This is a genomic window from Flavobacterium petrolei (assembly GCF_003314435.2).
Classification (GTDB): Bacteria; Bacteroidota; Bacteroidia; order Flavobacteriales; family Flavobacteriaceae; genus Flavobacterium; species Flavobacterium petrolei.
The window spans coordinates 1-21,022 of record NZ_QNVY02000001.1; the positions used below are offsets into that span (position 1 = coordinate 1).

A 21,022-nucleotide genomic window follows, 5' to 3' on the forward strand; every position below is an offset into this window, starting at 1 on the left:
ATTCGACTAAATTCTAGTGGTTTTTTCAAATCTTCCGATTCTATTACTCTTATTCTTTTGTTCTAAGATCTCTCTTAAAACGGCTGTCAATTCAATATGTCTAGGAACGTGTTCTTATCTTGTTTTTAACTCCTTTTAACACTTGTTAAAGTGTTTCTCGAAGCGGGTGCAAAAGTACAACTTTCTTTTTAACTGGCAAGAAAAATTTGAAGTTTTTTTGAAATAAATTTTATCTCATTTTCTTCTCTTTTCTTATCAATCTATCAAGGAACTTTGCGCGTTTTGCGGGGTGCAAAGGTAACATCCGTTTTCTAATCTCACAAGCTTTTTTAATCTTTTTTGAAAATAAATTTTCTACTTTGATTAACTTTACTTGCCAGTATTTAAAAGAACCTCTGCGTCATTGCGGGTGCAAAACTAGCACCTTTATTGTGTTATTCAAGCTTTTTTAAACCTTTTTTTTACCCTTTTCTTAACTTTATCTTTAAACTACTGAAAACATGCTTTTTGAAGTACGAAGTTTTTCAAACAAAACAACAATCTAATAGCCGATGAACGTCATTTCTAATCAAAATCACCTATTTCAGTACGATCGGATGCTTTCAACTTCCCTCTTTTATTTACCATAGCTTTCAAAATTCAATCTCTATTCATGTTATAACAGCTCTTCAACGTGCATTACTCCTTCAAAGCAGTCTGCCTTTACAGTATTCGAACAAAAAAACTACTCTAGATCAATAAAATGGTTTTATCCTATACCTTATATAGTAACAAACATCCCTTTTCCATTCGCTCCTATATATTAGGTAAGATCATATACGTCAAAACAACAAAAAGCTCTGGTGTATCGAAATCCGCGTTAGGGATAGCAGCGTAAAGCCCACAGTCCCGTTGAGTCTCAAACTCAATGGAACGAGGACTTGAAGCGAATAGCCCGACTCATTATATAAAGAAAGGCGATTACCCTTTACGATAATCGCCTCTCTGTATTTTATAAGGAACGCCAAAATGAAACTCTAATTGAAACGGATGACAGGAAACAGCTCGCAATAGAAAAAACATCTCTTTACCTATATATAAGGAGTCCGACTTTGTATTTAGACCTATATAGCAACAAACCTTACATATATATTGTATGTATTTCTGCAATGCTCTATATTTGCATTCTTAAAATAATAAACAATGATTAAGATTACTTTACCCGATGGGTCAGTTAAAGAGTTTGCTTCAGGGGTAACACCGATGGATGTTGCCAAAAGCATAAGTGAAGGATTTGCCAGAAATGTGATTTCGGCATCATTTGATGGTACAACTGTAGAAACCACAACTCCTTTGACGACGGACGGTAGTCTTATATTATATACATGGAATGACGAAGGTGGAAAAAAGGCTTTTTGGCATTCTACTTCACACGTAATGGCACAGGTTTTAGAGGAAATGTATCCAGGGATAAAATTAACTCTTGGACCAGCAATATCTAATGGATTTTATTATGATGTAGATTTTGAAGATCAAAAAATCACAGATGCTGACTTCAAAAAAATTGAAGATCGTGTTCTTGAAATAGCAAGAGGAAAGCATGAGTTCAAACTACGACCTGTTTCTAAAGCTGACGCTTTGGAACTATATAAGGATAACGTTTACAAAACTGAATTGATCACTAATCTTGAGGATGGAACAATTACGTTTTGCGATCATGATACCTTTACTGATTTATGTCGCGGTGGTCACATTCCAAATACCGGAATAATCAAAGCGATGAAAATAATGAGCGTTGCCGGTGCTTACTGGCGTGGTGATGAAAAAAACAAACAGTTAACCCGTGTTTATGGAACTTCGTTTCCCAAACAAAAGGATTTAACAGAATACCTTCTATTATTAGAAGAGGCAAAACGTCGCGACCATAGAAAACTAGGAAAGGAATTGGAGTTATTTGCTTTTTCACAAAAAGTTGGAGCAGGTTTACCATTATGGTTGCCAAAAGGTGCTGCGTTGAGAGATCGTTTAGAGCAGTTTTTGAAAAAAGCACAGAAGAAAGCGGGTTATGAGCAAGTAATCACACCACATATAGGTCAAAAAGAATTGTACGTCACTTCAGGTCATTATGCGAAATATGGTGCAGATAGTTTTCAACCCATAAGTACTCCAGCTGAAGGAGAAGAGTTTTTATTGAAACCGATGAACTGCCCTCATCACTGTGAAATATATAATGTAAGACCATGGTCTTACAAGGATTTACCAAAGCGTTATGCTGAATTTGGTACAGTTTACAGATATGAGCAAAGTGGCGAATTACACGGTTTGACTCGTGTAAGAGGGTTTACTCAGGACGATGCACACATTTTTTGTACTCCTGAACAACTGGACGAAGAGTTTAAGAAAGTAATCGACTTGGTACTCTATGTATTTGGTTCATTAGGATTCGAAAACTTTACGGCTCAGATTTCTTTGAGAGATAAAGAGAATAGAGATAAATATATAGGGAGTGATGAAAACTGGGAAAAAGCAGAAAATGCCATCATTAATGCCGCTGCAGACAAAGGTTTGAAAACCGTTGTTGAATATGGCGAAGCTGCTTTCTATGGCCCGAAGTTAGATTTCATGGTGAAAGATGCTTTGGGAAGACAATGGCAGTTAGGAACTATTCAAGTAGATTATAACCTACCAGAACGTTTTGACTTGACCTATAAAGGATCTGACAACGAATTACATAGACCGGTGATGATCCATAGAGCTCCTTTTGGTTCAATGGAACGATTTATAGCTATTTTACTGGAGCACACTGCAGGAAATTTCCCGCTTTGGTTAATGCCAGAACAAGCTATAATATTGTCTTTGAGCGAGAAATATGAAATATATGCGAAAAAAGTTTTAGATTTGCTAGAAAATCACGAAATTCGCGCCCTCATTGATAATAGAAACGAGACAATCGGGAAGAAAATCAGAGATGCCGAAATGCAAAAAACCCCGTTTATGTTGATCGTAGGCGAGGAAGAAGAGAAAAACGGAACCATCTCTATCCGTCGTCACGGACAAGAAGGAAAGGGAAATATCAGCGTTACAATAGAAGAATTTGTTGCTATTGTAAACGAGGAAATCAATAAAACATTAAAAGTATTCACAGTTTAACTTAAATTATAAAGTCATAGCAATAAGAAGCAACAGAGGTTACCAACCTCGCGTAGAAAAAAAAGATGCCCACAGAATAAACAGTCTTATTCGTGGTGTACAAGAAGTGAGACTTGTAGGTGAAAATATTGAGCCAGGAGTTTTTAAACTTTCAGAAGCTTTAAGATTAGCTGACCAATTTGAATTGGATTTAGTTGAGATTTCCCCTAATGCTGAACCTCCGGTTTGCAAAATCATGGATTACAAGAAATTTGTTTACGAGCAAAAGAAACGTGATAAAATCCTAAAAGCGAAATCTACACAAGTAGTCGTTAAGGAAATTCGTTTCGGACCTCAAACAGATGAGCATGATTATGAATTTAAGAGAAAGAATGCAGAAAAATTCTTGAAAGAAGGAGCCAAATTGAAAGCTTTTGTTTTCTTTAAAGGGCGTTCTATTATTTACAAAGATCAAGGTCAAATCTTACTGTTAAGATTAGCAACTGATCTTGAGGAATTTGGAAAAGTGGAAGCCATGCCAGTTCTGGAAGGAAAGAGAATGATTATGTTCATTGCTCCGAAGAAGAAGAAATAAATACGTCATAAGTTCAAAAGTCTTAAAGTTAGACTTTATGACTTTTGACTTTAAGACAAAACGATAAGTAAGTAAGAATAAATTAAAACACTAGGAAAAAATGCCTAAAATGAAAACCAAATCTAGCGCCAAGAAACGTTTTAAAGTTACTGGTTCTGGAAAGATTAAAAGAAAGCATGCTTTTAAAAGTCACATCTTGACTAAAAAATCTAAAAAACGTAAATTAGCATTGACACACTCTGCGCTAGTTCACAAAACAGATATGAAAAGCATCAAACAACAATTAAGAATTATTTAATAATTCTTTAGGTTAAAACAATTTAAAATAACCTTGGAGTATGGCCATTAAGTGCTTTTGATTCAATTCAAGCCGCCTACTACAAAAAAACAATAAAATTATGCCAAGATCGGTAAATTCAGTTGCTAAAAGAGCAAGAAGAAAAAAAATAATGAAGCAAGCCAAAGGTTTCTTTGGTAGACGTAAAAACGTTTGGACAGTTGCTAAGAATGCGGTAGAGAAAGCAATGTGCTACGCTTACCGTGACAGAAAAGTGAACAAAAGAAATTTCCGTGCTTTATGGATTCAACGTATCAACGCTGGAGCTAGATTGGAAGGAATGTCCTATTCACAATTCATGGGTAAAGTAAAAAAGCATAATATCGAATTGAACCGTAAAGTTCTTGCCGATTTAGCGATGAACCACCCAGAAGCTTTCAAAGCAGTACTTAATAAAGTAAAATAAACGTTTTATCAACTCAATTTAGATTACTTACTTATAGAAAAACCTCAATCGAAAGATTGGGGTTTTTTGTTTATAATTCCATTCAAAATTGATACTATATACTCATCAAACAACTTTTATAATAAATTTATTTTAAGTAATTTCGAAAAATGTTTTTTAAAAAATTATACTTCCCAGTTTACATCGCCGTATTAATAGTCTTTACCTTTTTACAATTCTGTAATAAAAAGCCTAAAGACAACACTCCAAAAAAATTTGATCGAGTAGAAATTAATAAAATTTTAGAACTAGGTTATAAACACCATGAAATCTTAAAATATGACAGTTCTTATTATTATTTTAATAAAGCTAAGTTTGTTGCTGAAATAAAAAAGGATACTTCCATAATTATTCATTCACTAGGATGGATGGCACAAATTCAAAATAATTTAGGAGATTATTCTGGCAGTGAGACTACAGCTATCGAAGCCCTTCATTTGTTAGAAAACACAGACAAATATCCTTATGGAGAAACGAACATTTACATCACTTTAGGTAATACTTATTTACAAACATATGATAATGACAATGCCATATTTTATTTCAATAAGGCAATAAACTCAAAAACGGATGAAGATATAAAATCTGGTATAAAAAATAATATAGCTATGGCCTACACGGAAAAAGGTAATTATAAAAAAGCTATCAAGATTCTCATTCCGTTACTTTTAAATAAAAAAGAAATAAACAGCCCAGAAACATTGGCTAGGATTAACGATAATTTAGGACATGCCTATGACAAAACAGCAAACCCTAAAGCATTATACCATTTAAATCTAAGCTTAAATATTAGAGAAAAAATAAAAGACAGCAGGGGCATCACTTCTAGCTATACAAATCTATCACAATATTATAATAAAAAGAATAAAACTATATCTCTCTATTATGCAAAACTAGGTTATTTCTCAGCCGTTAAGCGAAAAAATATACTTGATCGTATGAACTGTTTAGAACTATTAATACAAAACAGTTCAGGAGATGAGCTAAAAAAACATTCACTCGCTTTTATCCATATAAATGACAGCATCAACAAAGTTAGGCAAAAAGCCAAAAATCAATTTGCAAAAATAAAATACGATTTTAAAAAAGAAAAGGATGAAAATCTAAAATTAAAAGCGCAAAAAGAACTTGAATCCGAAAAACAAAAAAATAAAAATATACTTTTATATGCTATAGTTGCAATTATTACTGTGGTTAGTATCGTGATAACAAATCTAATACTAATTAAAAACAGAAAAGAAAAAATAAAAGTCTCCTACAATACTGAGATTCGAATTGCAAAAAAATTACATGACGAATTGGCCAATGATGTGTATCATACAATGGCTTTTGCTGAAACACAAGATTTATCGGATAATCACAATAAAGAAATACTCATTTCTAATCTAGATACCATTTATTTAAGGACACGAAATATTTCTCGTGAAAACAATACTATGGAAACTGGTCCTTTATTCATGTCAAATTTGAAAGAAATGATGTCTGGATTTAATACAGACAATGTAAACGTAATATCAAACGGTATTGAGACAATTAATTGGAAAACCTTAGAACTAAATAAGAAAATAATCGTTTACAGGGTGCTACAAGAAATACTCGTCAACATGAAAAAGCATAGCCAAGCTAGTTTAGTTGTATTAACTTTCAAAGAAAATAAAAATAAATTACAAATAGATTACACTGATAACGGGATAGGAGCAACATTTGAACAATTAAATTCAAAAAATGGACTACAAAATGTGGAAAACCGTATTAAAGCTATAAAAGGAACAATTACTTTTGAGAGTAAATCCAGCAAAGGATTTCGAATACATATTGTTTTCCCAATATAATACCAATTCCTATGTTCAAAAAAGTTTTAGTTGCCGAAGATTTAGACTCTATCAGCATTTCCATAGTTAAAGTACTTGAAGAACTTGATATCCTAGAAATTCATCATGCCAAATACTGTGATGACGCTTTTTTAAAAATACAAAAAGGATTACATAACAGTACACCTTATGACTTACTAATTAGTGATTTATCATTTAAACCAGACCATCGAGAAAGTAGATTTTCATCTGGAGAAGAACTTATTGAAGCTGCAAAAAAACTCCAACCAGACCTCAAAACTATTGTATTTTCTATTGAAGATAAATCCTTTAGAATAAAATCTCTCTTTACAAACTTAGAAATAAATGCTTATGTTTCTAAAGGTAGAAATAGTATACCCGAACTCAAAAAAACAATTCAACGTATTTATAACAATAAAGAAGAAAAATTATCTACTGAATTGTCTTTAGCTTTAAGAGATAATTCTCTTTTTGAAATTGAATCGTATGACATAGCGCTTTTGAAATCATTATCAAAAGGATTTACTTTAGAGAATATCTCATCTGAATTTAAAAAATCAGGAATTGTACCTAATGGCAGTAGTAGTTTGGAAAAACGTATCAATAAGCTCAAAATATATTTCAAAGCTAATAATAATGTTCATCTTATCGCAATAACAAAAGATTTAGGACTGGTCTAGTCTACATTTTTACTCTTCATAAAGCGAAAGTCTAAAGAATAATTGAATTATTTCTGCAATTGTTTAATGTTTTTATTAAAAAAATAATGCTTTTACGGTTTCCCGTAAGGATATGATTTATAAAGATCTTAGGTTTATCCCATAAATTTAAATCAATATAAATGGCCAATTTTACAAGAGAAGATTTAGCATTTTCAGGATATTCTCAAACTATAAATCTGCAAAATAACACAAATCATATTGAAATTCTTAACCGAATTTATGTTGATAAAGTAGAAGAATATGAAGTAATTCATTTTTGCAATGAATTTTTGAAAAAATATAAAGTACCCAAAACAAAAGCAAGTTTTCAAAAAGTAGAAAGCTTTTTACAACATTCCGCATTAGAAAACGAGGTTTATAGAACTCAATTACAAGACTGGATTGCGAGCAATTGGATAAAAATATAACAATTATTTTATTTTTTATCAGATTTAAAAATCGGAATGAAATTGAAAATATCATACTTCTTAAAATGAAAAAAAACATCCTGTTAGGTCTTCTACTTGTAATATTGTTTTCTTTTCCTTCAAAACAATCGTTACAAATTCATTTAGAAAAGGTTCCTAAATATGAAGGTGATGGTTCATTGACTGACAAACTTAACAACAAAATTTTAATCTCTGAACAAGCTATTAATCTTGAAATTTTTGAGAAATGGAATAAAAAAAACACAGTTGGCATTTTTACAAATCAAAAACCAATGAAATGTTCCTCAAGACAACGAAAAGGGAAAATTATTTATTCCAAATACTGCACAGAAAATTATAAAACAGAATTTGAATAATATTTTTATCGGCAAATGAGGAAAACCGTAGACTAATGATTTTTTAAGTTTGTAAGTTTGAAATCACTTACTAATCTAATGGAATTATTACTTTTTTTCAATTTTGATCTATTATTTTCACTACAAGTTGCTGTAATCCTAATAGGAGCTGCTTGGCTCTTTTATTTGGTATATCAGATTTTGAAAAATAAATAAGATTATTGAACATGAACCAACAAAAATGTAGAATGACCAGATCATAGAAATGAATAAAAATAAACTCTACTACAGAATAATTTTTAAAAATAAATTCAAGGAAATTACTTTAGCAGAACGCGGAATAATTTTAAATAAAAGAAGAAAAATAAAAAAAGAAGCATTATTTTCTGAATTGGATCAAATTTATATTTCAGTACATAAAATGAACCTCAGTAATAAATTTTTAATAATTTTAGTGCTACTCTTTGCCGGACTATATACTCACTTATATCTACAAGTTGATATACCAATCATTCTCGCGTACTTGACAGTTATTATTTTCATTTTAGAAATGAATAAATTCAGGAACTATACTTTAAAAATACGTCTAAAAAACGGAAAGACTTTTGAAAAAAAAATAGCTGAAAAATTAAAACAAGAAGCTATAGATCTTATAAATGAAATTTGAAAAGAGATTTATTACTCTAAAATTGATATCAGTACTAAAATCTCACTTGAAATTTGAGCCTAAATAATATATCCTTAGAAACTGCTAACTCTTAATCAAATAGGTATCTTCAATACGATTCCGTTTTAAATCAAAATAAATAATCTTCTTAACAAAACAAGAGACAGTTTATCATTAAAGTGAATCCTTACCTATCTTTACATTCAAATCTGAAATAAAAACTAGAACTTATCGTGAAGTTTCTTTTTTTACAAAGTCATTTTAAATTAAAATATTCTGTTCCTAATAAATGAAATACAGCTATTCCTTCCTGTTCCTACTCATTGCTTCTTTTACTTTCTCCCAAACGAAACTCGTTTCCTGGAATATCGAAAACTTTGGTAAATCTAAAACTGAAGAATCGATCAACTATATTGCAAATTCACTGAGAGAATATGATATTGTCGCCATACAGGAAGTCGTGGCAGGATATGGTGGCGCGCAGGCTGTAGCCAGATTGGCGGATGAACTTAATCGTAAAGGAGCAAAATGGGATTATGTGATTAGTGATCCTACCAGTAGCAGTGCTTATAAAACGGAAAGATATGCTTTTATCTGGAAAACGAATAAAATTAAAAAAATAGGAAAAGCCTGGTTGGAAAAAAAATACCATTTAGAAATAGACAGAGAACCCTATTTCTGTACGTTTCAATATGAAAACAAACAATTTACAGTCGTTAATTTTCATGCAATAACAAAGAAAAGACAACCTGAAACCGAGATTAAATATTTTAAATTTCTACCGGATGAATATCCCAATTTAAATTTAATTTTCGCGGGTGATTTTAATTGTCCGCAATCACATACTGTTTTTAATCCTTTGAAAAAAATGGGCTATCAGTCAATTTTGGTTGACCAAAAAACATCGCTGAAACAAGAATGCAAAAACGATAATTGTCTGGCTTCGGAATTTGATAATATGTATTTCAAATCTTCGAAAGTAAATACTATAAATTCAGGAATTATTCCGTTTTATAAAAACTTCAATTCTTTAAAAGAAGCCCGAATAATCTCTGATCATATTCCAATTTGGTTTGAATTTTCTTTGAATTAATACTAAATAAATATCCCTTTGAACAGAGAATATTACTCAAAAACTTCAAATTTTTCGCCGTCAAAACTGGCAAAAACCATACTCGGGTGCGAATCCTGATGAAATACATTTCCTTTATTATCAATGGCAATGGCACCGGCAAAACCATCATAAGGTTTTAATTCATTGAACGTTTTAGTAAAAGCTTCCTGTAATGAAAAACCATCGGTAACTCGAGTCACAATTTTTGTTGCTGTGGCGTTACTCACAATATCCTCACCTACTCCCGTCAAACTCACGCCACAAAATGCATTGGCATAATTACCGGCTACGGTTGCTGAATCAGAAATACGTCCCGGAATTTCAAATCCTTTTCCACCGGTTGAAGTTGCGACAGCAATTTTTCCAGTGGCATCTAAAGCCACACATCCCACAGTTCCTGTTCCCAATGATTTCAGTTTCGCTTCATACTCCGCTCTTCTTTGCGGAATTTCGGTTGAAAAAGCTTCAAAACCATGTTGCCGTGCAAAATTAGTAGCTCCACTTCCGCCTAAAACTCTGTCGTCATATTGCATCAATAATTGGGCAATATGAACAGGGTTTTTCACTTCTTCGATATTGATAACGCCACTCATTTTCTGAGTTTCGCCATCCATAATTGCGGCGCTCATTCTAATTTTTCCGTCACTTTGTATTTGGGATCCAATTCCGGCATTGAATAATTCGTCATCTTCCAAAAGAGAGACCGCATAAACAACTGTTTCTAATGCAGAATGCGTTTGTAGAAAGGCATAGGAATCTTTTACAATTCTTTCTAATGCATTTTGCTTGGCAACTTTTGTTTCGTGATTGGTTGATGATTCCGAAAAAAAACCACCATGTATAATTAATTTCATAATTGATTGAAGCCTTTTAGTTTACTGTATAAAAATCTACTATTCGCAAACTAACTATTATAGGTAATGAGAAGATTGAATGTGCATTTTATGCGTTTCAAGATTGTAAGTGTCAAATTTACTCATAACGTGTGTTACCAAATGTGAAATGGATATTGGTTGTCCTAATTCTACTTTCGTTAAATTAGTATCTTTTATTTCGCGACCGTCTACTAAAATAACCAAACCGGAACCTATAGCTTCCATTTCTTTATTATTAGTAATTAGCAATCCTGTATCCTCACCTAAACCTATTCCAAGCACTCTCGGATTTCCTACAACAGCTTGAAAAAGTCTGCCGATTCTTCCACGTTGTACAAAATGAGTGTCGATAATGACACCATCAATTAAACCCAATCCGCTCGAGATTTTTACTTCACCTTTCAATAAAGCTTCGGAGCTACTTCCCTGATAAATCATGTTATTAGAAGCTGCTGCCGCTCCAGCCGAAGTTCCTGCATAAATGAATTCTTCATTATGGTATTTATCCAATAACAGATCATGAAACGGTGTTCCTCCTAGAATAGAACTCAATCGCAACTGATCGCCTCCGGTAAACATAACAATATCTGCCGCCTGTAATCGAGCCAAAACCTCAGGATCAGCGGCTTGTTCTCGCCTTTCGATATGCAAAACAGCAATGTTTTTTGCATTCAAATATTCAAAAGCCTTTACATACTCAGGTCCGATTTCGCGTGGAATAACAGAGGCGGTTGTAATAACCTCTATTCGTGATTTTTCTTTATGTTTTGATTCATTTAATATCCTTTTTAGAATTCCAGTTTCAAAAAAGTTTAAATTATTGGTTGCATTTTTATCTAAATCGGTTTCCGTAAAACTTCCTTTATCTACTGCACCGCCTATTATTATAAGTTTTCCTAATATATTCATTTGGTAAAAATAACCAAAAAGATAAAAAAAGGGCCTTTGAAGTTCTATTTTTTTCAATAATTGCAAACAGAAATACTATTAATTAATTTTGAAAGAATAAATTTTGATTCGTATTGTAAAAAACTTTACTTTAGTTGCAATCTAACTTATTTAGATTGAGTTGTTAGATTGTACTTTACCTTGTTTTGTCCAAATCAACATTGGTCAAAAAATGAAAATTTAGCCTTTGTAATCAACTATTTTTTTACACAAAAATTAATCGTCCCATTTTTATGAAAATAATTAAAGTACAAGCCCTCCGTGGTCCGAATATCTGGAGTATTCAAAGAAAAAAATTAATCCAAATGCGCTTGGATTTGGAAGAAATGGAGCAATTCCCCACAAATAAAATTGACGGATTTAAAGAACGAATTGAAGCTATGTTTCCTTCAATGATTGAACACCGTTGTTCAGAAGGTTGTCGTGGCGGATTTTTTTCCAGAGTAGAACGCGGCACCTGGATGGGACATGTAATTGAACACATTGCACTTGAAATTCAATCTCTTGCCGGAATGGAAACCGGTTTTGGCAGAACCAGAGAAACTAAAACTCCAGGGACTTACAATGTAGTTTTCAGTTACACCGAAGAAAATGTAGGCCTTTTTGCTGCGGAATCCTCTGTTGCCATAGCTGAAGCTTTAATAACCGGAACTGAATATGATGTTGATGCCGACTTGCAGAAAATGCGTGAAATACGAGAACGTGTTCGCCTTGGGCCAAGTACCGGAAGTATTGTAGAAGAAGCCGTTTCTAGAGACATACCATGGATTAGACTTGGAACAAATTCTTTAGTACAACTTGGATATGGAATCAATCAAATGCGTTTTCAGGCTACAATTACCTGTAAAACGAGCAGTATTGCAGTAGACATTGCCTGCAACAAAGAACAAACCAAAAAAATGCTGGAGATGGCTTCTATCCCAGTGGCCAGCGGAAGCATTTGTGTAGATGAAGAAAGTTTAGCCGAAGTGATACAAAAAATTGGCTATCCTATTGTTCTAAAACCTTTGGGAGGAAATCACGGAAAAGGCGCTTCCATTAATGTTACCAATTGGGAAGATGCAGTGGCTGGTTTAGCTTTTGCACAAACATACGGTAAACGTGTCATTGTAGAAAAATTCATAACCGGTTTCGATTTTAGAATATTGGTTATCGATAATAAATTAGTTGCTGCAGCAAAGAGAGTTCCGGCTCACGTAATAGGTAATGGAACCGACACTATTCAGCAATTAATTGAAACTACCAATCAGGATCCAAGAAGAGGTTATGGCCATGAAAATGTGCTGACTCAAATCGATGTTGACAGAGATACCGAGGATTTATTGGAAAAACTAAACTATACATTGGAAACGATTCCTCGAATTGGCGAAATTGTATTTTTGAAATCAACAGCAAATTTAAGCACCGGCGGAACTTCTGTAGATGTTACTGATATGATGCACCCAGAAAATATCTTTCTGGCCGAAAGAATTTCAAGAGTAATTGGACTTGATGTTTGCGGAGTTGATATTATGGCCGAAAATTTGACGCAACCCTTAAAAGAAAATGGCGGCGTAATTCTTGAAGTCAATGCGGCTCCCGGTTTTAGAATGCACCTTGCGCCTTCTGAAGGCTTGCCTCGAAACGTTGCCGCACCAGTGATCGACATGTTATATCCCCCGGGAAAATCGTGTCGTATTCCTATAATCGCCGTAACGGGAACTAATGGAAAAACCACCACTACCCGACTATTGGCACATATTGTGAAAAATAATGGTTTCAAAGTAGGTTTCACCACATCAGATGGGATATATGTCCAAAACCACATGATGGAAAAAGGAGATACGACAGGACCTCTTAGTGCCGAATATATTTTGAGGGATCCAACTGTAGAATTTGCAGTTCTGGAAACTGCCAGAGGCGGAATTCTTCGATCTGGTTTGGGTTTCAGTCGCTGTGATATCGGAGTAATCACGAATATTCAAGAAGACCATTTGGGTTTAAGTGACATTCATACGTTAGACGATTTGGCAAGAGTTAAAGCAACAGTTGTCAAAAGTATCAAGAAAAACGGCTGGGCTGTTTTAAATGGTGACGACGAACATTGTATAAAGTTAGGAAAAGACCTTAATTGTAATGTCGCCTATTTCAGTTTGAGCGAAGACAGCGATTTTATAAAAAAACTTTGTGCGGAAGGAAAAACAGTTGCAGTCTATGAAAATGGCTATATCACTATCAAAAAAGGAGAATGGAAAATCCGAATTGAGCGTGCAACTCATGTACCTTTAACATTGGGCGGAAAAGCAAAATTCATGATTGCCAATGTCCTTGCCGCTACTCTAGCAAGTTATTTATGGGGTTTCAAGACTGAAGATATCAGTTTGTCCCTTCAAACTTTCATTCCAAGTGCCGCACAAACTCCGGGTCGTATGAATATTTTTGAATTCAAAAAATTCAAAGTCCTTATTGATTTTGCTCACAATGCATCCGGTTATAAAGGTGTCGAAGAATACCTTCAAAGCGTAGATGCTACCAAGAAAATTGGAATAATAGCAGGTGTTGGTGATCGCAGAGACGAAGACATCAGAGAATGTGCCAATATAGCAGCCCGAATGTTTGACCATATTATAATTAGACAAGAAAAATACCTGAGAGGAAGAACCGAAGATGAAATTATTAATTTAATTCTCGATGGAATCAAAACTTCCGGTAAAACGGTTACCTATGAAATTATCCCTAAAGAAACTGAAGCTATAAAACATGCTATAAACTCTGCTGAAGAAGGAAGTTTTATCACCGCATTAAGTGACGTGGTGACCAATGCCATTGATATTGTACAAGAATATTTAGACAAAGAAAATGAACACGGAGTGGTGTAATTTTTTCGGGAGCTAATCCTGCTGTTCGTTATATCTTTGTTTGCCTAAAGAAGGCAAACAAAGGATGCCACTGCCATCAGGGCTAAAAAACAAAAGCCAATCGAATTCCGATTGGCTTTTGTTCTATATTATGTTTTCAATTTTTTCTTTCTTGCTGCCGGAAATAAAACGTTATTCAAAATCAAACGATACCCAGGTGAATTAGAATGCAAGTCCAGAACTGTTGGTGGATCACCTACCTGATGCTGAAAATCTTCCGGATCGTGACCACCGTAGAATGTAAACATTCCTTTTCCCTTTTGACCATGAATGTAACGTGCTTCCCCATTTAGCTCACACGTCCCCATCACCAACACATTTGACTTGATTAAGGGCGCATCAAATGCGGTAGTTTGTCCCATAAACCCTTTGACCAACTGTGTATGATTTTGACACAACATACTTGGAATTGGATCCCACTTAGCCGAAAATTCCATTAAAGTAAAATAATCTTTCTCCATAGGAATTCTTCTTTTTGAAGTCATATCGATATCGGAAAATTCATATTGCTCCGGTTTTCTTTCCAATGTAAAATCTTTGAAAGCAAACGAATTACTATAATTCATTTTAGATTGGTAATTTCCTTCACTAGGATCTCCATCAAACATGGCTTCGCAAATATCTAAGCCATCCGCTACCAAAGCAATATCAAAACTATCCGTTGCAGAACACATGGCAAACATAAATCCACCACCAATTACAAAGTCCCTGATTTTTTTGGCAACAGCTCCTTTTTCCTGAGACACTTTAGCATATCCTAATTTAGTTGCTAAAGTTTCCGCCTCTTTCTTTTGCTCGATGTACCAAGGTACATTCTTATAAGCTCCGTAAAACTTGCCGTATTGACCCGTAAAATCTTCATGATGTAAATGCAGCCAATCGTAAAGCAACAGTTGATCACTTAATACTTCTTCATCATAAATTGCGGTAAAAGGGATTTCAGCATACGTTAAAACTAACGTTACAGCATCATCCCAAGGTTGTTTTCCTTTAGGAGTATACACCGCAATTTTAGGTGCTTTTTCCAGCACCACAGATTCCATATTTTGGGAAGGACTCGAGATTTCATTTAAGATTGTCAATTCTTCCGCATCAGAGATAATTTCAAAACTGACACCGCGTATCTGGCATTCTTTTCGGATTTCCTCGGCATCAGGCAATAAAAAAGAACCTCCGCGATAATTAAGTAACCAACTCGCTTTGTAATTTTTATCCAAACACCAAAATGTAATTCCGTATGCTTTCAAATGGTTTTGCTGCGTAGTTTCATCCATTGGAACCAAAATGAAAGAAGCTTTGGCAGTTATGGTCGATAGAAAAAGGAATATATAGAAGAGTTTTTTGAGCATCTTGCAATAATTTTTTATATCTCAAAGATAGAAAGTAAGGACTTCAAATGAATAAAATTTAACGTTTAAATGAAGCTTTATCATCGCTTTATAAAAAACCCGTAAAAATACGCATAGCCAAATTATTTCTTAATTATAAATTCGCATATATCCTTTAATAAACCAAAATGAAAAATTTAATGATGAATCCAAACGAAAGCAATGATCCGTTCAATCTTCTGAATTTATTAAAAAAAATAGGATTGTGTTTATTAGTAATCCTAATTATAACTTTTTACATGCTTTGCTACCAACATCTTAGCCTGTAACGGATGAGAATCATTCTCAAAAAATACAATTTTTTTGAGAAATTATTATATCGTTTTATCAGAAAAAATTATCGTCACTGCAAAAATAGATGGCGATTCAAGCTTGCTGAGAAGACAACTTTTCTATATCCGGGCAGCAAAACTGGAAAAAAGTCTGGATAGTGATGATTTGAGAAAGACCTTTTGGATAAATATCTACAATGCGTATTATCTCATTATTTCAAAAGAATCTACTGACAACATTACAATTTACAACTTGAAAAGAATAAAAATTGCTCGTTCTTAATTGTTATTAAACGTTATTGAACATTGGATTTTAAGGAAATCCAAATTTAAAAATGGGATTTGGTTATCTTACGAATTCATTTTATTCTGATTTTATAAAAACGTTTTCGGACAAGAGTTGGATTACAGAATCCATTTTCGTTTACACAGCATCGCTTTAGAAAAAGCTATCATTGATTATTATGAAAGTGAAATAATTGAAAACCAACTCGGCCAAATTACCCACAATTTCATTCAATCTGAAACTGAATTTGATCCAAAATTAAAATTAATCCGAACATCAAAATTTTTATTCTCTTAATATCGGGATTTTGGAGGTATGCGCTCTGTTAAAAAATTATTACAAGCAAGTTTAAAAAAAGACTTGAAAGGGTATACACTTCAGTTCAAAAACTCTGCAAAATAAAGAACAATTACTAATGCATCACAATTGCCGTTCCTCTAACAATTAACCAAATTTTCAAAAAAAATTATACTTCAAAATCCATAATTTCATTCTGAACAGCATAAACCACCAAACCAGCAATATTCCTGGATTCTGTTTTCAATAATAAATTATTGCGATGACCTTCTACCGTTCTTGGACTTATAAACAGCTTTTCGGCAATTTCAGCCGTACTTTTTTGCGAACAAATCAGTTTTAATACTTCAAATTCACGAGCTGTCAAAAAATTATTATCTAAAGCACTCTTTGTTTTTTTAGCAGTCAAGACATCATCCTGAATAATTTTCATGACATAATCCGTGTAGTAAAAACCTTTTGCAGCAACTTCATTTATAGTTATAATCAATTCTTGCGGGGTTGCATTTTTTATCAAATACGAAACCGCACCTACATCAATCATATTGGCAACAAAAGACTTTGAATCGTAACTAGTTAGTGCTATGATTTTTAGTTTTGGAAATTCCACATGAATAATCTTAGTTGCTTCAACACCATTAATTCCGGGCATTTTCAAGTCCATGATGATAACATCCGGATGATTATTTTTATTATTTTGGAGAAAAAAAATCAATTCATCCCCATTTGACGCTTCAAAAATGATGTCAATATTTGGTTCACGACCCAATAAAAAAGAAATTCCTTTTCTAAAAAGAATCTCATCATCCACCAATATTATTTTTATAGTTTTGCTCATTTTTTAAAAATTAAAAACTACCGAAACTCCTTTGTTTAATGCTGATTCTAAAGTCATTTTACCATTTAAAAAAGCAATTCTACTTTCTATATTCTTCATTCCTAAACCTTTTTTATTTTCGTCGGACTTCATTTCAAAACCAATTCCGTTATCTGAATAACAACAGTTTTTGATTCCATTTTTTTCCTCAAAAAGGACCGCAATAACAGTAGCTTTTCCGTGCCGAAGCGAATTATTCATCAGTTCCTGCAGAATTCTAAAAACATGCAAATGTTTATCAATGTCTTTGATATCAAATGCAGTTTTGTTTTCATAATTTACTTTCACGGCTTTGGAACTGCTAAATTCCAAACATAATTCCTCTACTCCTGCATGAAGTCCAAATTTTTCTAAAACGGGAGGCAACAAACCGTGTGCAATTTTTCTTGAATTATCTAAAGCTTTCCCGGTTAGGTTGATAATGTTTGCTGTAATCTCATGAATCTCGTTTTGAGATAAATTAGGTGTGGTCAACAAGTGAGAGTTTAGCGCAACGATATTCAGTTTAGAACTAATGTCATCATGCAAATCTTGTGCAATACGCTTGCGCTCCTCTTCCTGAGTAATAATTACAGCACTTAAAAGTTCTTTTTGATACTGAATTTCTAAGTCCTTTTTTTCTAATTCCTTTTGAATAATTTTCTTTCTTGAAAAATAAAAAAACAAAATTAAAACCAATCCCATCAGAAGGAAAGCGATAAAACTATACACTATGATTTCAATTATTTCACTTTCCTGCAGCGTATTGAATTTCATAAAATTGTTTTAAATTCTCTTTTTTTAGAAAAACTTTTTTTCCATTCTACCAATATAAAAATCTGATACAAAATATACAATATACTGTTCAAAATCCACGTAATTTTATTCATTTTTGGGCTTAAAGCAATTGTCAGATTCCCTACCAGAAACAAAATTGTACTGCCGAACAAATAGAATAAAATGCCCATATTTATGAAATAGAATTCTTTTTTTTCATTTAACATATTGTAAAAATGAAAAGTGGCATACAGAATCAATAATATGGAAGTAATGAATATTTCGAAAAGATTAAATTTTAAAAACAAAGAAAAGTCATTCACATATTGTACTGCTAAAGACATTAAGACTATGATCAAACAAACTTTCACTATTTTTTTTTGTAATTCTCCTTTTAAAATATTTATATAAAAAAGACTCAGAAGTATAAACTGGCCGATAAAATAAAAATGCGAGAGATACAAGTTATTAATATTGAATTTTTTCAAGGTCATTGAAGTAATTTGGACTAAAAAAATAACACCAAGATACCATGTAAAAATTGAGTATGCTTTCCCGTAATTTCGGGCGCCTTTAATAAACAGAATTAGGTTAAGGAATAAAATTAAGTAACCAATATTTGCAAATAAACTCCACATGTCAATTAGTAATTTAAAGGACTTTCAGGATCACTCGCCGGCGGGCAAGGCTCTGTAAAATCGTATATATTATCTTCTCCTCCTGTTGAATTTCCCAGAGTTTTAGAAATCATATCTACATAAATTCCTGTTTCCGGATTGAATTTTGTTCCTACGATCATTAACTTTTCAACACCTGCATCATCCACTCCAATATAAGCTCTCACCGCATCTACTCCTTCTACTAAAACTTCCAGTAAATCTACTTTTGGAATCAAAAAAGCATTGACATGATGGTGTTTGTTGTAATTCCCTTCTTGTTTAGTCCAACGTTTAGCCCATTTTTGTGCTGTTTTTAATGGAATGGCATTGATCGATTTTCCTTGAGTTTGCAATTCCGAGGTAGTTTGCTCCGACATACGTACTATTTTTTAGTCAAATTGATTTAAAATCTAAAAGCTAAACTACTATATTTTATTGTTTTAACAAAACTAGATGTGTATTTAAAATCAAAAAGCCAAAATCAGAAAAGATTTTTAATACTCAGTGAATTAATCAATAACTATACTTTTTAAAGTTACTTTATATTTTTAGTTTAAAATTACTACAGAATATACGAAATCATAAAACACATTGCGATGTAATTTTATATCAAGTTCTAGATCAGTGTATACAAGACAGACAACCGATAGAACACTAAAACTTTTCAAGTTGATTGTAAATCCAAAGTGTGGATTTTTAGAAATTATATTCAAGATAAGAGAAAGTATCATGCTAATGCAAGCTTATCAAATCCTTTTTTTTTTTTCTATTTGGTTTATTGGATTTATAGTTTTATAAAATATCTATTTCAAACCCAAAATTTAGCAGAAAAAACACCAAACTTTTACAAATAGCCAACCTAGCGGCAATGTCAAAATCTCGAAACGAAACCTAATCTTAAACTAACCTTATAATTACTTTACTTAATCCTTCAAAACACCTAATAACCTCATTATGTAGAATTAGTTATATAGTATTAAAAATCGCTCCGATAATTGTCACAACTCGTTAGTTTTTCTTTAAATATAAGCATTATTATTAGAATAATATTATCGCTAAAAAAACACTTAAATTCATTGTCGAAACTAACAAAAATTAACTCACAGTTTTTATCTTGTCATTTAATAAAAACATACACCATGAAATTCGATAGAGAAGATAAATTAGAAATATTTGAAAATGCTATTACTTGGATTGTAGTGTTTGCAATGTTTATTTATGGTGGTGGTAAACTAGTACAATTTGATGGAGCTTCTGAGATCAACAAAACAGTTTCTGAAATGACTGGAATGGAATTGATGTGGGCATTTTATGGTTATTCAAAATTATATGCAATAACTTTAGGGCTTTTTGAAATAATTGGAGGAACATTGATGTTAATTAAAAAAACTAGAATTATTGGTTGTTTATTCACGTTAACAATACTTATAAATGTGATATTACAAGATGTATATTTCGAAGTGCATCTTGGTGCTCTAAAAGCAGCGATTCTTTATCAATTTTTCATCCTACTGATTCTATGGTTAAACAAAGACCTTCTTGCCCAAAGTATAAAGTCTTTGTTAAATATCAAAAAATCTCAACAGTCAAAATATAAATTGATGATTAAATTAGTTCTTGCTTTCATTGGTTTTATAATACTGAGAATAACAGAATACTACTTAACAATTAAATATTAAAGCCAGTTGCCAAAAGCCTGAGCTATTAATCCTAACAAGCATTAAAATGCAAAAATTATATATTGTTTAGTGTTTTGAGACAACCATTTAACACAGAATTGCATTTCTTATTTAAACCAGTAGTTATTAACGACGGATCAAGAATCCCCAAACAAAAGCGAAATATGCGAATTCTAAATAAAATAAAAAACTACCACAAACAATTAGAGTTCCGTTGGATTCTTAGCTCGAAATTTCAAGAGGATTATACATGCTCTTTTTTGGAACGATTTATGTTCTTTTTTACTCTATTTCATTCATTACCAAAACTTAACTTTCTTCCCTTAAATAATTTTCATTATATTTTAAATTACATATATTTACTTTGTGATTAGACAAACACAGTTTGTTTAGAGGTTTTAGAAGAACAAAAGTTAGCAAAAATCGACAATAGGAATTAATCATATTATAATATAATAAATTATGTCAAGAGTTGGAATGGTAATAGGCTTGGTAATTGCCTTTA

The 21,022-nt window shown here is 32.5% G+C and carries 19 protein-coding genes; 13 read left to right on the forward strand and 6 right to left on the reverse strand.

What is annotated here, in order from left to right; genetic code table 11:
* The first annotated feature begins 1,182 nt into the window (after positions 1-1,182).
* The 10 genes from thrS to DR871_RS00050 all read left to right on the forward strand — a co-directional run bounded on the left by thrS (position 1,183) and on the right by DR871_RS00050 (position 9,562).
* Entirely contained in the window at positions 1,183-3,129 is a 1,947-nt protein-coding gene (gene thrS, locus DR871_RS00005) for a threonine--tRNA ligase (protein ID WP_113665417.1), read from the forward strand.
* Between the two features lie 16 nt (positions 3,130-3,145).
* Positions 3,146-3,703, forward strand: coding sequence for a translation initiation factor IF-3 (gene infC / locus DR871_RS00010; RefSeq protein WP_370273076.1), 558 nt, complete (start codon positions 3,146-3,148; stop codon positions 3,701-3,703).
* Between the two features lie 100 nt (positions 3,704-3,803).
* Positions 3,804-4,001, forward strand: coding sequence for a 50S ribosomal protein L35 (gene rpmI, locus DR871_RS00015; RefSeq protein ID WP_022827375.1), 198 nt, complete (start codon positions 3,804-3,806; stop codon positions 3,999-4,001).
* A 100-nt stretch (positions 4,002-4,101) separates the two neighbouring features.
* Positions 4,102-4,446, forward strand: a complete 345-nt coding sequence (gene rplT, locus DR871_RS00020) for a 50S ribosomal protein L20 (RefSeq protein ID WP_073016805.1) — start codon at positions 4,102-4,104, stop codon at positions 4,444-4,446.
* A gap of 149 nt (positions 4,447-4,595) precedes the next feature.
* The gene (locus tag DR871_RS00025; protein WP_113665416.1) at positions 4,596-6,317 is read left to right on the forward strand and encodes a tetratricopeptide repeat-containing sensor histidine kinase; all 1,722 of its coding nucleotides are present in this window, start codon (positions 4,596-4,598) and stop codon (positions 6,315-6,317) included.
* Positions 6,318-6,328: 11 nt separating this feature from the next.
* Positions 6,329-6,997: a DNA-binding transcriptional response regulator gene (locus tag DR871_RS00030; RefSeq protein ID WP_113665415.1), complete on the forward strand. Its 669-nt coding sequence runs from the start codon at positions 6,329-6,331 to the stop codon at positions 6,995-6,997.
* A gap of 161 nt (positions 6,998-7,158) precedes the next feature.
* Complete coding sequence (locus tag DR871_RS00035; protein WP_113665414.1) at positions 7,159-7,446, forward strand: hypothetical protein; 288 nt, start codon at positions 7,159-7,161, stop codon at positions 7,444-7,446.
* Positions 7,447-7,511: 65 nt separating this feature from the next.
* Positions 7,512-7,823 carry a hypothetical protein gene (locus DR871_RS00040; RefSeq protein ID WP_129752512.1) on the forward strand — a complete coding sequence of 104 codons (312 nt, stop codon included), beginning with the start codon at positions 7,512-7,514 and terminating at the stop codon, positions 7,821-7,823.
* Between the two features lie 244 nt (positions 7,824-8,067).
* Positions 8,068-8,469, forward strand: a complete 402-nt coding sequence (locus tag DR871_RS00045) for a hypothetical protein (protein ID WP_113665412.1) — start codon at positions 8,068-8,070, stop codon at positions 8,467-8,469.
* 289 nt (positions 8,470-8,758) lie between these two features.
* Positions 8,759-9,562 (forward strand): endonuclease/exonuclease/phosphatase family protein, encoded by an 804-nt coding sequence (locus DR871_RS00050; RefSeq protein WP_113665411.1) that lies wholly within the window; start codon positions 8,759-8,761, stop codon positions 9,560-9,562.
* A gap of 32 nt (positions 9,563-9,594) precedes the next feature.
* Here the strand turns inward: DR871_RS00050 and DR871_RS00055 are convergent, their stop codons facing one another.
* Positions 9,595-10,437: an isoaspartyl peptidase/L-asparaginase gene (locus DR871_RS00055; RefSeq protein WP_113665410.1), complete on the reverse strand. Its 843-nt coding sequence runs from the start codon at positions 10,435-10,437 to the stop codon at positions 9,595-9,597.
* A 57-nt stretch (positions 10,438-10,494) separates the two neighbouring features.
* Positions 10,495-11,367 (reverse strand): cyanophycinase, encoded by an 873-nt coding sequence (locus DR871_RS00060; protein WP_113665510.1) that lies wholly within the window; start codon positions 11,365-11,367, stop codon positions 10,495-10,497.
* Between the two features lie 272 nt (positions 11,368-11,639).
* On the opposite strand from DR871_RS00060, the gene cphA reads away from it, so the two are divergent.
* Positions 11,640-14,264: a cyanophycin synthetase gene (gene cphA, locus DR871_RS00065; protein WP_113665409.1), complete on the forward strand. Its 2,625-nt coding sequence runs from the start codon at positions 11,640-11,642 to the stop codon at positions 14,262-14,264.
* Between the two features lie 128 nt (positions 14,265-14,392).
* Here the strand turns inward: cphA and DR871_RS00070 are convergent, their stop codons facing one another.
* Positions 14,393-15,652 carry an asparagine synthetase B gene (locus DR871_RS00070; protein ID WP_113665408.1) on the reverse strand — a complete coding sequence of 420 codons (1,260 nt, stop codon included), beginning with the start codon at positions 15,650-15,652 and terminating at the stop codon, positions 14,393-14,395.
* A gap of 342 nt (positions 15,653-15,994) precedes the next feature.
* Here DR871_RS00070 and DR871_RS00075 point away from each other — a divergent pair, with 342 nt between their 5' ends.
* A complete protein-coding gene (locus tag DR871_RS00075) occupies positions 15,995-16,246 on the forward strand; it encodes a hypothetical protein (RefSeq protein ID WP_113665407.1) in 252 nt (83 codons plus the stop codon).
* Between the two features lie 469 nt (positions 16,247-16,715).
* Here DR871_RS00075 and DR871_RS00080 read toward each other — a convergent pair whose 3' ends face one another.
* The 3 genes from DR871_RS00080 to DR871_RS00095 all read right to left on the reverse strand — a co-directional run bounded on the left by DR871_RS00080 (position 16,716) and on the right by DR871_RS00095 (position 19,215).
* Positions 16,716-17,384, reverse strand: coding sequence for a response regulator transcription factor (locus DR871_RS00080; RefSeq protein ID WP_113665405.1), 669 nt, complete (start codon positions 17,382-17,384; stop codon positions 16,716-16,718).
* Between the two features lie 3 nt (positions 17,385-17,387).
* A complete protein-coding gene (locus DR871_RS00085) occupies positions 17,388-18,179 on the reverse strand; it encodes a sensor histidine kinase (protein WP_113665404.1) in 792 nt (263 codons plus the stop codon).
* A 643-nt stretch (positions 18,180-18,822) separates the two neighbouring features.
* On the reverse strand, positions 18,823-19,215 hold the full coding sequence (locus DR871_RS00095; protein ID WP_113665402.1) for a hypothetical protein: 393 nt from the start codon (positions 19,213-19,215) through the stop codon (positions 18,823-18,825).
* Between the two features lie 762 nt (positions 19,216-19,977).
* On the opposite strand from DR871_RS00095, the gene DR871_RS00100 reads away from it, so the two are divergent.
* Positions 19,978-20,517, forward strand: coding sequence for a hypothetical protein (locus DR871_RS00100; protein WP_113665401.1), 540 nt, complete (start codon positions 19,978-19,980; stop codon positions 20,515-20,517).
* Positions 20,518-21,022 lie beyond the last annotated feature (505 nt).

What these genes read in the sequence shown, in the direction of transcription:
- thrS (WP_113665417.1), top strand. Translation starts at nt 1,183, where the DNA reads ATGATTAAGATTACTTTACCCGATGGGTCAGTTAAAGAGTTTGCTTCA.
- rpmI (WP_022827375.1), top strand. Translation starts at nt 3,804, where the DNA reads ATGCCTAAAATGAAAACCAAATCTAGCGCCAAGAAACGTTTTAAAGTT.
- rplT (WP_073016805.1), top strand. Translation starts at nt 4,102, where the DNA reads ATGCCAAGATCGGTAAATTCAGTTGCTAAAAGAGCAAGAAGAAAAAAA.
- DR871_RS00025 (WP_113665416.1), top strand. Translation starts at nt 4,596, where the DNA reads ATGTTTTTTAAAAAATTATACTTCCCAGTTTACATCGCCGTATTAATA.
- DR871_RS00030 (WP_113665415.1), top strand. Translation starts at nt 6,329, where the DNA reads ATGTTCAAAAAAGTTTTAGTTGCCGAAGATTTAGACTCTATCAGCATT.
- DR871_RS00035 (WP_113665414.1), top strand. Translation starts at nt 7,159, where the DNA reads ATGGCCAATTTTACAAGAGAAGATTTAGCATTTTCAGGATATTCTCAA.
- DR871_RS00040 (WP_129752512.1), top strand. Translation starts at nt 7,512, where the DNA reads ATGAAAAAAAACATCCTGTTAGGTCTTCTACTTGTAATATTGTTTTCT.
- DR871_RS00045 (WP_113665412.1), top strand. Translation starts at nt 8,068, where the DNA reads ATGAATAAAAATAAACTCTACTACAGAATAATTTTTAAAAATAAATTC.
- DR871_RS00050 (WP_113665411.1), top strand. Translation starts at nt 8,759, where the DNA reads ATGAAATACAGCTATTCCTTCCTGTTCCTACTCATTGCTTCTTTTACT.
- DR871_RS00055 (WP_113665410.1), bottom strand. Translation starts at nt 10,437, where the DNA reads ATGAAATTAATTATACATGGTGGTTTTTTTTCGGAATCATCAACCAAT.
- DR871_RS00060 (WP_113665510.1), bottom strand. Translation starts at nt 11,367, where the DNA reads ATGAATATATTAGGAAAACTTATAATAATAGGCGGTGCAGTAGATAAA.
- cphA (WP_113665409.1), top strand. Translation starts at nt 11,640, where the DNA reads ATGAAAATAATTAAAGTACAAGCCCTCCGTGGTCCGAATATCTGGAGT.
- DR871_RS00070 (WP_113665408.1), bottom strand. Translation starts at nt 15,652, where the DNA reads ATGCTCAAAAAACTCTTCTATATATTCCTTTTTCTATCGACCATAACT.
- DR871_RS00080 (WP_113665405.1), bottom strand. Translation starts at nt 17,384, where the DNA reads ATGAGCAAAACTATAAAAATAATATTGGTGGATGATGAGATTCTTTTT.
- DR871_RS00085 (WP_113665404.1), bottom strand. Translation starts at nt 18,179, where the DNA reads ATGAAATTCAATACGCTGCAGGAAAGTGAAATAATTGAAATCATAGTG.
- DR871_RS00095 (WP_113665402.1), bottom strand. Translation starts at nt 19,215, where the DNA reads ATGTCGGAGCAAACTACCTCGGAATTGCAAACTCAAGGAAAATCGATC.
- DR871_RS00100 (WP_113665401.1), top strand. Translation starts at nt 19,978, where the DNA reads ATGAAATTCGATAGAGAAGATAAATTAGAAATATTTGAAAATGCTATT.